Source organism: Desulfitobacterium hafniense DCB-2 (assembly GCF_000021925.1).
Classification (GTDB): Bacteria; Bacillota; Desulfitobacteriia; order Desulfitobacteriales; family Desulfitobacteriaceae; genus Desulfitobacterium; species Desulfitobacterium hafniense.
In genome coordinates this window covers 3,168,418-3,181,563 of record NC_011830.1, presented here as the reverse complement: position 1 = coordinate 3,181,563, position 13,146 = coordinate 3,168,418, and the positions used below count along the sequence as shown (strand labels likewise).

The 13,146-nt window shown below is 45.9% G+C and carries 10 protein-coding genes; all 10 read left to right on the top strand.

All coding sequences use genetic code 11. The features are described from left to right. The first annotated feature begins 59 nt into the window (after window positions 1-59). The 10 genes from hydA (at window position 60) to DHAF_RS14730 (ending at window position 13,096) form a co-directional block, all read left to right on the top strand. Window positions 60-1,484, top strand: coding sequence for a dihydropyrimidinase (hydA, locus tag DHAF_RS14775; protein WP_005812110.1), 1,425 nt, complete (start codon window positions 60-62; stop codon window positions 1,482-1,484). A 47-nt stretch (window positions 1,485-1,531) separates the two neighbouring features. Then, window positions 1,532-2,938: a cytosine permease gene (locus DHAF_RS14770; protein WP_011459893.1), complete on the top strand. Its 1,407-nt coding sequence runs from the start codon at window positions 1,532-1,534 to the stop codon at window positions 2,936-2,938. Between the two features lie 111 nt (window positions 2,939-3,049). Continuing rightward, window positions 3,050-4,651, top strand: a complete 1,602-nt coding sequence (locus DHAF_RS14765) for an N-acyl-D-amino-acid deacylase family protein (protein ID WP_005812114.1) — start codon at window positions 3,050-3,052, stop codon at window positions 4,649-4,651. A gap of 188 nt (window positions 4,652-4,839) precedes the next feature. Beyond that, the gene (locus tag DHAF_RS14760) at window positions 4,840-5,682 is read left to right on the top strand and encodes a PHP domain-containing protein (RefSeq protein WP_005812116.1); all 843 of its coding nucleotides are present in this window, start codon (window positions 4,840-4,842) and stop codon (window positions 5,680-5,682) included. 96 nt (window positions 5,683-5,778) lie between these two features. After that, window positions 5,779-6,666: a BON domain-containing protein gene (locus DHAF_RS14755; protein ID WP_005812118.1), complete on the top strand. Its 888-nt coding sequence runs from the start codon at window positions 5,779-5,781 to the stop codon at window positions 6,664-6,666. 254 nt (window positions 6,667-6,920) lie between these two features. After that, window positions 6,921-7,892 carry a metal-dependent hydrolase gene (locus DHAF_RS14750; protein WP_011459892.1) on the top strand — a complete coding sequence of 324 codons (972 nt, stop codon included), beginning with the start codon at window positions 6,921-6,923 and terminating at the stop codon, window positions 7,890-7,892. 142 nt (window positions 7,893-8,034) lie between these two features. Then, a complete protein-coding gene (locus tag DHAF_RS14745) occupies window positions 8,035-10,659 on the top strand; it encodes a DNA translocase FtsK (protein WP_005812122.1) in 2,625 nt (874 codons plus the stop codon). 150 nt (window positions 10,660-10,809) lie between these two features. Continuing rightward, window positions 10,810-11,175 (top strand): DUF1540 domain-containing protein, encoded by a 366-nt coding sequence (locus DHAF_RS14740; protein ID WP_005812124.1) that lies wholly within the window; start codon window positions 10,810-10,812, stop codon window positions 11,173-11,175. A 157-nt stretch (window positions 11,176-11,332) separates the two neighbouring features. Beyond that, window positions 11,333-11,773, top strand: a complete 441-nt coding sequence (locus DHAF_RS14735) for a DMT family transporter (protein ID WP_005812126.1) — start codon at window positions 11,333-11,335, stop codon at window positions 11,771-11,773. Between the two features lie 99 nt (window positions 11,774-11,872). Next, window positions 11,873-13,096, top strand: a complete 1,224-nt coding sequence (locus tag DHAF_RS14730; protein WP_011459889.1) for a M48 family metallopeptidase — start codon at window positions 11,873-11,875, stop codon at window positions 13,094-13,096. Window positions 13,097-13,146: the final 50 nt, after the last annotated feature.

Sequence of the window (13,146 nt, the reverse complement as noted above, 5' to 3'; positions counted from 1 at the left end):
TTATACGGTTTGAAAAAGTGTCTTAAACCAACGTCATCGCAAAGAGAAGGGAGAAAATTATGTACGATCTTATCATTAAGAACGGAACCGTTGTTTCCCCGTCATCCAGCACAATATGTGATGTAGCCATAAAAGATGACAAAATTGTCGGTCTTGGGTTTTATGAAGCCGCTGAAGGAATTCGAACCATTGATGCGACAGGAAAGTATGTTATGCCTGGTGTGATCGAAGCCCACATGCACTGCATGGCCCCTTTTCAAGGATGTTTAGGCGCCAATACCTTCTATCAACAGAGCGTCAGCGGTGCTTTCGGCGGGGTAACCATGTTTATGGATTTTGCCAATGTTTTTCCGGGAAAATCCGTTTTGGAAGCTGTCAAAGAACGCAGGGCGGAGATGGAGGAATCTGCCATAGACTTTAGTGTCCACGGAAAGTTTGTCAAGTCTCCTCCCGAGCTGGTGGAAGAAATCCCCCAACTGGCCGAGTACGGCGTACCGACCTTTAAAATGTTTATGACCTACAAAAAGGAAGGGGTCATGATCGATGAGGAGACCATGCTCAAAGTCTTTGAAAAAGCAAAGGAAGTGGGCGGTCTGCCCATGCTCCACTGTGAGGACAATACCATGGCGGAAGATGCCATCGAAAAAGTAAAGAAAATCGGCGATCTGAGTTGGGTTAACTTCGCAAAGACCAAGCCTCAGAAGTGCGAAGCAGCAGCCTTTGAACGGGCATGCAGACTTGCGGAGTATGTGGACTGCCCCGTTATGGTGGTCCATACAACCCATAAAGAAGCGTTGGATGTTGCCCGCCGTGCCCATGAATCAGGATTTCCCATCTATGTGGAGACCGGTCCCCACTATCTTACCTTGTTCGATGATAATTATGAAAAGGAAGAGGGGTATTTATACCTATGCTCTCCTCCGCTGCGCACGCCCCAGGATGCTGAAGACTTATGGCAGGGGCTGCAGGATGGTACAATATCCGTCACCGGCTCTGACGACTGCACGTTTGACACTAATGAAAAAGCAGCCTTTCTTGAAAAAGACGAAAACGGCAAGTATATTCAGGATTTCACCAAGGTAGTCAATGGCATGTCCGGATTGGAGGTTCGCTTGCCGATTCTTCTTTCTGAGGGAGCAGGGAAAGGACGCCTGACGATCAACCAGGTTTGTGCCCTGACCAGCACCAATGTTGCTAAGATCTATGGCTGCTACCCACAGAAAGGTATCATCGCCCCTGGGTCTGATGCGGATCTGGTTATTGTGGATATGGCTCAGGAGGTAACTCTATCTAAGGATATTCTCCACAACAATATCAGTTATTGCTTGCATGAAGGCTTCAAGGTAAAGGGTTACCCTATTATGACGATCGCCCGGGGGAAAGTCATTGTAGAAAACGGTGAATTTAGAGGAGAAAAAGGTGCCGGTCAATTTATTAAACGAAAAATCGATTCAAAATATCTGGAGAGATTTGGTCTTGATTAAATTATAGCAAATCGTCATTTAATACAATTTTATGGAGGGAATAGTGTATGAATTCTCCAAACCGCTCGGCTTCTTTAAGAAGCCCTGAATTAATGCCAGCAGGTAAGTCTGAAAGAACAATGTCATTAGCGGACTACTTTATTCTTTGGGCAGGTATGACGATTAACGTAGTAGCTTTCTCCCTTGGCGCACAGTATTATAACAATGGCGATGGTCTCAGTGCTTGGACGATGGTTTTTGTGATTCTTATCGGTTACGGTATAGTGACTGCCCTAACAGCACTGATTGGGGATATCGGGACCCTTTATGGCGTACCTTTTGCAGTATATGCCCGCGCGCCCTTTGGTTACAAAGGTTCATCCATTGCCGGTCTGCTGCGTGCGGTTCCGGCTCTGTATTGGTTCGGTTTTCAAACTTGGGTCGGTGCGGCTGCTTTAAACTATATTATGGAAATTCTTTTCGGCTTTAGCAATTTAACCTTAATGATCATTGCCTTTGCCGTATTTCAGGTGGTTAATGCTATGTACGGTCTAAAGGCGATGGCGAAATTTGACTGGATCGCCATTCCGGCACTGGCCATTCTTTTTGTGGCCATTGCTATCGCCATCGGAAATGCCTACGGTGTCACTGTTACCGATATTATGGCCACAAAGGGTAACGGCAACATGTCTGTCATTTATGCTATTTCCGGTATCGCCGGGGGCTGGATCACCATGGCCCTGAATGGTTCCGACTTGGCTCGCCAGATCGAGCATGTACCCAACTATGAGAAAAAAGGTTTACTGGCCCGTAACAAGCGTGCTTTAATCGGTCAGTTTTTCGGTCTGATGGTGATCGGCGTAATTTGCATGCTGATTGGTATGGCAGCAGGAATCACGACGGGTGAATGGGATTTGAACGCAATCTGTGTGAAGCTCTTTGACAGCAATTTCGGCTTGATTCTGGCGTTAATCGCTGTGGTATTTGCTCAATGGTCTACAAACACTGTCGGTAATCTGATGCCCCCTTCCTATGTTCTCATCAGCATTTTTCCCAAGCTTAACTTTAAAGTGGCGTCAATTATTTGCGGTGTGATTGCAGTAGCCATGCAACCGTGGAAAATTCAAAACTCCGGTACATTCCTTGTTGATATGCAGGTCTATATCTCCACAATGCTTGGACCGGTGATGGGAATTTTGCTGGCCGACTATTTCATTATCAGAAAATGCAAGCTCAATGTTCAGGATTTATACACTGCTGGCGGGCAGTATCAGTATAATAACGGATTCAATATGAGTGCAGTAATTGCTTTGGTGGCCGGTTTCGGATTGAGCTTCATCAGCAGTACCTATGCATTTTTCATCGGTCTGCTTGTGGCTCCGGTTGTCTACGTTGTCCTGATGAAGAATTTTACAATGAAGAAACATGATCAAAAAATCGGGCAGGTTATCGAATTTAATGAAGATATTCAATAATTGATGACATCGTCTTGATTAGCAAAGAACCCGGTTGGGGCTGTGACTGAAGTCTTCTGATCTTAAGTCCGGCCCCTATATCAATGGTCTGACAGTGTTGTACACAGTGAAATGGAGGGTCTGACTATGAAAACTTTACTGAAAAACGGTTTTATTGTTGATGGCAGTGCTGCTCCCGGCTATTATGGCGATCTACTTATCGAAAATGACAAGATTATGAGTATCGGAAATCTTGGCGATGTTGAGGCCGATCGGGTCATCGATGTAGAAGGGCATGTTATCGCCCCAGGTTTTATTGATACTCATAGTCATTCAGATATACAGATTCTGACCGATCCGGAAGTTCTGCCGAAGGTTATGCAGGGTATCACAACGGAGGTATTGGGGCAGGACGGTATTTCTTTGGTTCCGCTACCTCAACAATATATTCAGTCCTGGCGTAAGAACCTTGCTGGATTGGACGGAGACAGTGACGATATCCATTGGGAAGACTTGGCGACAACTGAAGACTATCTGCAGGCAATTGAAGAGGCACGCCCCGGTCTTAATGCGTGCTATCTGGTACCCCATGGAAATATCCGTATGAAGGCCATGGGGTTGGATAATAGAGAGCCAACCGAAGAAGAAATTCAAAAGATGAGAGAGATTACCCGACGGGAAATGGAATCCGGTGCTTTTGGAGTTTCTACCGGTTTGATTTATATGCCCTGCGCTTATTCCGGGATGAACGAGGTGGTTGAGATATGCAAAGTAGCAGCAGAATATGATGGAGTATTTGTCGTTCATCAGCGCAGTGAAGCGGATGATATCATAAACTCAATGAAGGAAGTTATCGAAATCGGCAGACAAAGCGGCATTAAGGTGCATTGGTCGCATTTTAAAGTTTGTGGAAAGCCCAACTGGAGCAAGATCGATCGTCAGATTGAACTCCTCAAGGAAGCAAGGGCTGAAGGTATCCAGGTATCATTTGACCAGTACCCTTATGTTGCCGGCAGCACCATGCTGGGAGTCATCCTTCCTCCTTGGGCCCATGACGGCGGTACGGACAAACTGCTTAAGCGTCTGGAAGATCCGGAATTGCGCACTAAGATGATCCATGATATTGAACATGGTATTCCCGGGTGGGATAACTTTGTTGATTTTGCAGGTCTGGACGGCATCTATGTAACCAGTGTTAAAAATAAAAAGAACGAAGATGTCATTGGTCTGAATCTTGTCCAGATTGGAGAGCTGCGCGGCAAGGATCCCTACGATGCCGTATTTGATCTTCTTTACGAGGAAGAAAATGCTGTTGGCATGTATGATTATTATGGGAAAGAAGAGCATGTTATCCGTTTCATGACTATGCCTGAGCAGAATGTCTGCACAGATGGCTTGCTGGGCGGTAAACCCCATCCCCGTGTCTACGGGTCGTTCCCACGTGTGTTGGGTAAATATGTCCGCGAACAAAAGGCACTCTCTCTGGAAGAAGCTGTCCGCAAGATGACAGGTAAACCGGCAGAAGTCTTTGGGTTGAAGGAGAGAGGTTTGCTGCGGGAAGGGTACTTTGCCGATATTTGCATCTTCGATCGGGACACGATTATTGATAAAGGGGATTTCACGAATCCTGCCCGGTATCCGGAAGGGATCGACTACGTTTTGATCAATGGCCAGATTGTTATCGATCACGGCAAGCATACCGGATTTCGTGCCGGATCCGTGCTGCGTAGATAAGCAAAACATTAAATTACGGTAAACAGTGATGAAATATTTGCTCATGAGCCACAGGCAGTTATATTAGAACATCAAGGGGGACAGACTTCTTATTTAGAGAAGCCGTCCCTTTTATTATGCTTTTTAGAAAGCAGGATTTTTGATTAATAAAAAAGAAAGAATCATAATATCCTTTGAGAGTAGGGGAGGTGGCTCCAACGGCTATCGATTTACACATTCATACAATAGAGTCGGACGGTTCTCTTTCAGTGGCTGGAGTTATCCAGGAGGCTGCCGAACGGGGGGTTCGTGTTTTGGCTTTGACCGATCATGAGACCACCAACGGCGTCCCGGAAGCCATGGAATTAGGCCAAAAGCATAATTTGAATATTATCCCCGGCGTTGAGCTGATCACAGCTTTCAAAGGTAAGGAAGTCCATTTGCTCGGTTATTTTTCTTATGCGGCGATGATGCATTCAGATCTCCAATCACGGCTAAAGGAACTTCGGCAGCAGCGAACCTATTTGGCTTTTGAAATGGTCAAAAGGTTACAGAAGGATGGATTCACCCTGAAATGGGCGGAGGTGGAGAAAATTGCTAATCCTGAAGGAGCGGTAAGCAAAGGCCATATTATGCGGGCTCTTCATGAACATGAGAACGGCACTATCCAGTGGCCTGTGATAGCGAAACTTTTCCAGCCTTACGGTATTGCCTACTTGCCATTTTTGGAACATCCTTTTGAAGAAGCTGTTGATTTGATCTACACATGCGGTGGTGTCCCTGTGTTGGCCCATCCCGGGTTGTTACGGGACGATCGTATGGTGGGTGAGCTTTTATCCTATCTCCCCATGGGTTTGGAGGTCTATTATGGTTATTGGGAGCAACGGGAAGCCTTGATTCAAAACTATAAAACTATAGCTCAGGATAAAGCTATCCTGACGACCGGTGGCAGCGATTTTCATGGTTTATTCGGACCGGTTAAACTGGGAGAGATTGAGGTTCCGGAACAATGCAGTCGTGAACTGCAGACTTTTCTTAAGCTTGATTTTTAGAAAGCCAGAAAGACTGGGTTGATTTATTTACTTAAGGATAAAAAAGCCCTTTCAGTGAGAAACTAAGGTTAGTTTTTGAGCTGGAGGGACAAAAGAATGCAAAAATCACGACCGGAACAGGATGTTCATGAAGACATAAAAATTCTTATCCAAACTCACTTTGGGGAATCAGGCCAAGGAATCCATATTGAAGTCAAAGGGGATAAAGTTTCCCTATGGGGGACAGTGGATAGTCTTGCTGAAAAAGACTTTATCGGGCAAAGAATTGGCCGCATCGACGGTGTAAAAGAGCTGGATAATTCTCTGACGGTTGCCAACGACGGAAAAATCACCGATAAAGATATTGAAAAGCAAGTGGTTGAGCGTTTTGCTCAATCTAATTTTGAAGAGATCATGCATTTAGGGTGCCGGGCAAGCAAAGGGATTGTGACTTTGCTTGGACATCTGGAGACGCAAAGCAGTGAGCGGCTGGCGAAACGAATTGCTTCTCAGGTTAGAGGGGTAAAAGAAGTTCGTAGTGAAATTGATTTCCTGGAAAAGGCTGTGGACGATGCCACCCTTGTTAACCGTGTTGAAAATGCCCTAGTAGCTTCTCCATGGGTGAATGCCCATGAAATCAAAACATCGGCTCGCAATGGTCTGATTACGCTTACGGGAATGGTTAATACCCAAGAGGAGATGGAATGGGCAGTGGATACAGCCTATCAAGTACCAGGGGTTAAAGCTGTGGTCAGCGAGATCTTCTCCCGTCATCGTTCTCAAGGTGAGGATCTCTATATGACGGAACAACTCGTACGCAAGCTGGGGCAGCATGGCATGACATCTCAACTTGTGCGGGCCTTTGTTCAGGATGGCATAGCTTATATGACAGGTGAGGTCTATTCCGATGAAGATCGAAGATGGGCTGAATCCATGGGACAGCATGTGGAGGGGATCAAGAGCATCAATAGCTCGATTAAAGTGGCCGCCCACTCCAGCAAATAAATGGAATCTTACAGCAGTTGGGCAATGCTTCATGGCTTCATTACTTCATTGCGAAAACATAGTGCAGGAATATTCCCCGGTGCTGTTCTGAATTTTTTCGGGATGGCACTGGGGTAATTTTTGACCTAGCTGAGATTGGCAAAAAAGTTACGAAAAATAAAAATTTCCTATAATGAGGAAACCCAAAATGTATTTTAGATATGATATAATGAATTCGTTCGTAAAAAAAATGGCAAGCAGGCTAATAAAATCCTTTGGGGGTGTTAAACATCGATCCAATTACTCATGGCTTAATCGGTGCTGCGTTGGCTAATCTTTCGGGGCACCCGATCCAACTCAATGATCCAATTTTCATAGGTTGCACATTGGGAGCAATGGTTCCTGATTTGGATATCGTCACCCATCTCAAAGGCAGACTTAATTATTTATTGAAACACCGGGGAGCCAGCCACTCATTCCTGGCTTTGGGAGGAATGGCATTAGGTTTAGGCACGCTTGTTCATTATACTTTTCCCACCAGTTCCTGGTTAGTTGTTGTATTTTGGACGTTGATAGGAACTCTGTCTCATGGAATTGCTGATTTATTGAATTCTTATGGTGCTCAGCTTTTATGGCCTTTTTATAAGAAGAAGTTCACGGTGAATATGGCCATGGTAACTGAACCGGTGATTTTTGTCTTGTTCTTTTCTTCCTTTATTGTTTCATTCACGCGGCCGGAATTTGGATTGTATTCAAGCTTAACAACCTTTGCTGTTGCACTCATCTATCTTTTTATAAGGGAAATGGATCGTTATAAGACTCGGCAACGACTTGAGGAAACTTTTGTTGTACCCCGTGGCCAGGTAAAAGTCCTGCCTGCCATGTATCGCCCTTTTAGCTGGGCATTCTTACTCTACGAGAAGGATACGGTAAGCTTTGGTGTTATGAAGAAGAAGCATGCCAAAATCCTTAAAGTGTTGCCCCAATGGGATTCGGAAGATCCACTAATTAATAATGCTTTGGAAGGCGAATTAGCGGATATTTTTAACCGGTTTACACCCTATTTTCATGTGGTCCGTACAGATAGCCCGGAAACCAAGGTACAGTTTGTTGACCTTAGATATTGGGATAAAGAAGATTTTCTCTATACCGGGGAAGTTTGCATTTGCCCGGATGGTAAGATTACTGAGGAGAGATTTTATACTTTTGGAAGCAGGAACTCGCAAGGTATAGTATTGGAGTATTGAATAGATATAAGGAGCACAGGCTTTCCGGCGTGGAAGAGTCTGTGTTTTTTTATACATATGTCAGGAGTTTTTAGCCGAACGAAAAAACTCTTTGACTATACTTTAGACATAAAGGATAATTAGAGGTGGTGGAGGTGGGACTGTGTCGAAAAGGAAAAGAAAAACCCTGCCTGTTCGGCAAGTGGTTGCTATAGTATTGGCAATATTAGGATTCTTAGCCCTGCTGGGGGAATTAGGTTTCACTGCAGTCGGTAAGGGGCTTTATAATTTGATGAAATATCCTCTTGGAGAAAAGGTTTGGCTTGCCCCCTTGGTCTTTTTTGTGTTGGCCATTGGTGTATGGGTATCGGCTCTTTGGGGGCGGAAGCAGGGAGCCAGGCCAAAGGGAAAACAGTCTTATCCCCGGGGTAAAACCAGGGAAAAGGTGAAAAGGACAAATCTTCAGGAAGAGCGCGGGGAGGAAACTTTCTTTCCTCAAGGTATGGAGCTGCCAAAAGGGAAGCTTGTTCCCTTAAAAGGATTTAAAGAATATTTCTCCACAGATTTAGAGATGAAGCCCATGGAGCCTTTGACAGAGCTTGATGACCTGGGCCGGGATTTCGATACATATTTCACAGAAGGTAAAGATATTTCCTTTAAACCCATTGGTACACGCCTGACAACACTGCAGGGATTCTCGAGTTATTTTGATGAGGTAAGTTCCGAAATAGAGGAAGAAATAAGGAATATTGAGCCTGCTTTGCCCAGTAAACGCCAGTGGGAAAAACCGGACATTACCGGCTTGGAGCCTGATCGCTATCCGGGACAAGTGGCCCAGTTGCTAAAGAACGAGCGGAGAATGCCCCAAGGGATTTCCACCGAAGAACGTGCAGCTTTACTGGGCAAGCCCCTGCAGACTCCTGCCTATAATTCGGAACCTTCCCGGGAAGAGCCATGGAGCGAAGCGGCTCACAAAAAGGAAAACCCCAAAGTGCTGCAGGAAAAGATGGATTTGGTGCGCAGTATTGCCCCCAGCCTGGTCAAGAAAGAAAGCGTGAAAAAAATTGATTTCGAACCCTTGGCAAAAGCCCCTGCTTATGAAGAAGCGACCCTTTCTGAGGCCTCTCTCCTTTCAGAAGAAGAACCTATTATAAGAGAAGAACTTATTTCAAGAGAAGAACCTAGAATCCAGGAAGATCTTGTCCCACAATTTGAGCAGAAGATTGAAGAACAAGTGCCTGCAATCAATCTGGAAGGCAACGCAGTTAATTTTCATGGGGAGAATGAAGAAGATAAGGCTATTGAACCTAAGCTAAAGACCACGGAGGCGTTGAAGAAGGCCAAGGCTTGGAGTTTGCCTTCCTTTGCATTACTGGATCCGCTTCCTCAGGTCACAGTGGTTCATGACCAGGATACCCAAAAACATCTGGAGAAGGTGTTGGAAGATTTCGGGGTTCAGGCTAAGGTCATCCGCGTGGCCCGGGGGCCGGTGATCACTCGCTATGAGCTGGCGCCTGCTCCTGGGGTGAAGATCAGCCGCATTGTCAATTTAGCAGATGATATTGCTTTGGGGTTAGCTGCCCGGGACGTGCGCATTGAAGCGCCGATTCCCGGCAAATCCGCTATTGGCATCGAAGTGCCCAATAAGCACCCCAGAGCTGTGCCTTTCCGCGAAGTTCTGGAGACACCGGAATTTAAGGAAGGGTCAGCTAAGCTGCGCATTGCTTTAGGGAAAGATATCGGCAATCAATCCATTGTGGCTAATTTAGCTAAGATGCCTCATTTGCTGGTAGCCGGAGCCACGGGTTCAGGAAAGAGCGTATGTATTACCGCTATCATCAATTCACTGCTCTTTAATACCCGTCCCGATGAGGTCAAATTTCTGATGGTGGATCCTAAAATGGTGGAATTGAGTCTTTATAATGGAATTCCCCACCTTTTGGCCCCTGTGGTGACAGACCCTAAAAAAGCCTCTGCCGCCCTGAAATGGGTGGTCAAGGAAATGGAAACCCGCTATGAATTGTTTGCCGCTTCCGGTGTACGGGATATTGAACGGTATAATCAAATGAAGGCGGCGGAGGCTGGGCAGGAAAGCGGGGCCAAAGCTGAGCCTCTTGCCCCGGCTATGCCTTGGATTGTGGTTATTATTGATGAATTGGCGGATTTAATGATGGTAGCAGCCGATGAGGTGGAAGAAGCCATTTGCCGCCTGGCACAGATGGCCAGAGCTGCCGGAATCCATTTGGTCATCGCCACCCAAAGACCTTCAGTGGATGTTATCACCGGGGTGATTAAGGCTAATATTCCCAGCCGGATTTCCTTTGCCGTAAGTTCACAGATCGACTCCAGAACCATCCTTGATTCTACCGGAGCCGAAAAACTCTTGGGAAGAGGAGATATGCTCTATTCGCCCCAAGGTATGAATAAGCCCATGCGGGTTCAAGGCTGTATGGTTGCCGATGATGAAGTTCAGAAAGTGATAACACACTGGAAGTCCCAGGGATCACCTGAGTATCTGGATCCGGAAGGATTTTTGAACGCGGGCTCTTCGGGAAAAAGTGAAGGTGTCGGACCGGATGATGAGCTTTTTATGGAGGCAGGCCATCTGATCATTACTACAGGTATGGCTTCCGTTTCCTATTTGCAAAGAAAATTAAAATTGGGCTATGCCCGGGCTGCCCGTTTGATTGATTTGCTCGAGGAGCATGGGGTAGTGGGAGGATATGAAGGCAGTAAGCCCCGCCAAATCCTCTTGACAATGGATGAATTTGAAGAACGCTTTGGTTGATTCTTAATCGTTAAAAATGTTAACTGATCAAAAGGAAGGCTCTTAAAAGGAGTCTTCCTTTTTGTTTGTTGTATTTAGGGATAAAGAGCAAGAGACAGGTAATACTAAGGATAATTCATTACAGATCGATATTAGGAAGGAGTAAGGATTATGAGCGTTCAGTTAAAATGTGATGCCGTCAATTGCGTGTATAACCGTAGTCATCTGTGTTCTGCTGAGGAGATCGAGGTGCAGGGAGGGGAGACCACGGGTGGAGATGCTACGTTCTGCGGAACCTTCAGCTCGAAAAGCCTTGGTAACTTTGTCTCTTCGCTGGGAAATATGAATTACAGCGGAAGCTTAAAGCAGGCGGTATCAGCGGAGCCGATCATGGACCCTAAGGTTCATTGCAATGCGGTGAACTGTACCTATAACGACCAGCGATACTGCCATGCTGACCAAGTTGAGATTCGCAATGAGGTTTCCCACACAGCAGAAGAAACAGAATGTCAAACGTTCTACCCTAAAATGAGTTAAGAAAAGAGAGACTCTTCTCTTCTTTACTGCCAAAAAGCTTGCCTTATCCATAGGCGAGCTTTTTGCTATATAAGAGAGTCATTTCTTGAGGATTTACGGTATAATAAAACCATTGGGTAATGAATGATTCAAGCTGATAGAAGGAAGAGGAGTGTTCATGAAAGGACTATTTGTTTTGGTTGCCCTTTGCGGCGGGATGGTGATGGGGATTCAGACCCCTATTAATGGAGCTTTAGGAAAACGAATCGGTGGAATTGAAGGAGCACTGATCTCTTTTGCAGTAGGCTTGCTCTGTCTGTCCTTGGCGGTATTGTTTTTGGGCAAGGGTAATCTCAGTCAAGTCACCCATGTTCCAAAACCATGGCTCATTGGCGGAGCACTGGGTGCCATTGGTGTTACATGCTCCATTTTGTCGGTGCAAAGAATAGGGGTAGCGGGAACTCTGACCGCCGCTGTTGTCGGTCAGATTCTGGTAGGGTTAACCATTGATCATTTCGGTCTGCTGGGAGTGAGGAGAACCCCTCTGGACTTCTCCCGGGTATTGGGTGTTATACTGATGCTGAGTGGTCTTTATTTTGTGCTAAGACAGAATTTGTAAGGAAGCCATAAATTGAGACGAGAATACATATATTAAAAGTATATCTTTATGGATGCCATTCTTTGCATTCTAGTTTAAATCTCAAGGAGGGGTTAGTTTTTGAAAACCCGGAGCACGATGATATGGATCCCCCTGATTGCCTTAACCCTTCTGTTTAGTCTCGTTTACTTATGGTATGCCCTTTTTCCAGGTTCGATACGACCTGAGGCTGTCCAGCTTTTTGGCATGGAACAAATCCAGCAAGGCCGGGATTACAGCAAGGGGATAAGAATTTCCTATATTCTGAACTTCATGTTCCAGGTCCTATGCTTAATTTGGATTCTGGCCTCGGGACGGGGAAGCAGGCTTTCCCGGGCTTGCGAACAGTGGGCCCGAGGGCGTAAATGGTTAGGATACCTTGCTTTTTATCTCATGATTTGGCTGCTGCTTACCCTTGTCAGCCTGCCTTTTACTTTTTTCAGCGGCTTTTATTGGCAGCAGCTTTGGGGTTTTTCTACGCAAACCTTCCTGTCCTGGTGGGGGGATTTTCTTAAAGAGTCCCTGCTGGACCTGGTGATGGGTGGAGTAGGCGTTTGTTTACTGTTTTTGGCCTTTCGGCTCTGGCCTAAAACCTGGTGGCTGATCTGTGGCCTGCTTTTTTCCCTTTGGTTGGTTATACAAAGCCTGCTTTGGCCTGTTCTTGTGGCACCTTTATTCAATCACTTTCAACCTGTGGCCAACCCGGAAATTATCTCCATGGTCAATGAGCTGGCCAATAAGGCTGATTTAGCTATCGATGAGATGCTTGTGATGGACGCCAGTATCAGGACGACGAAGGCTAATGCTTATTTTGCCGGAGTCGGGGAGACAAAACGGATCGTCCTCTATGATAATCTTCTTAATCAATACCCTCTGGAGGAAGTAAAAGCGGTTATTGCTCATGAAATGGCTCACTGGCAAAAAGGACATATTGCCCGGGGACTCTTTTTAGGGACTTTGGGAAGCTTCTTAGTCTGGGGAGGAGCGTACCTGGTTCTCCGGCGGGAAATGTCCAGACATCATGTACCCCCTTTGGTGTGGGCGGTTTTTCTATTATTTGTAGTATTGGTGAGCTTTGTGAGTGCTCCTCTGCAAAACTCCATCTCCCGTCAAATGGAGATCGAAGCGGATCAGACCTCTGTCTTGCTGACCGGGAACCCTCAAGGAGCGATTCAATTGCAGATGAATCTGGCTTTGAAGAACCGTTCCGATTTATCCCCGCCTGGGTTTATCGAATGGTTCAGCTATACCCACCCCTCGGTATTAACACGAATTGAAAAAATAAATGAAGTGGGTGGCGGATAAGTCGACTAAGCATCAGGTGAACATGCTTTCACCTAAAACAAGTTTCCGAT

Excerpts from the sequence above, each read along its gene's own strand:
- hydA (WP_005812110.1), top strand. The coding sequence starts at position 60 with ATGTACGATCTTATCATTAAGAACGGAACCGTTGTTTCCCCGTCATCC.
- DHAF_RS14770 (WP_011459893.1), top strand. The coding sequence starts at position 1,532 with ATGAATTCTCCAAACCGCTCGGCTTCTTTAAGAAGCCCTGAATTAATG.
- DHAF_RS14765 (WP_005812114.1), top strand. The coding sequence starts at position 3,050 with ATGGAGGGTCTGACTATGAAAACTTTACTGAAAAACGGTTTTATTGTT.
- DHAF_RS14755 (WP_005812118.1), top strand. The coding sequence starts at position 5,779 with ATGCAAAAATCACGACCGGAACAGGATGTTCATGAAGACATAAAAATT.
- DHAF_RS14740 (WP_005812124.1), top strand. The coding sequence starts at position 10,810 with ATGAGCGTTCAGTTAAAATGTGATGCCGTCAATTGCGTGTATAACCGT.
- DHAF_RS14735 (WP_005812126.1), top strand. The coding sequence starts at position 11,333 with ATGAAAGGACTATTTGTTTTGGTTGCCCTTTGCGGCGGGATGGTGATG.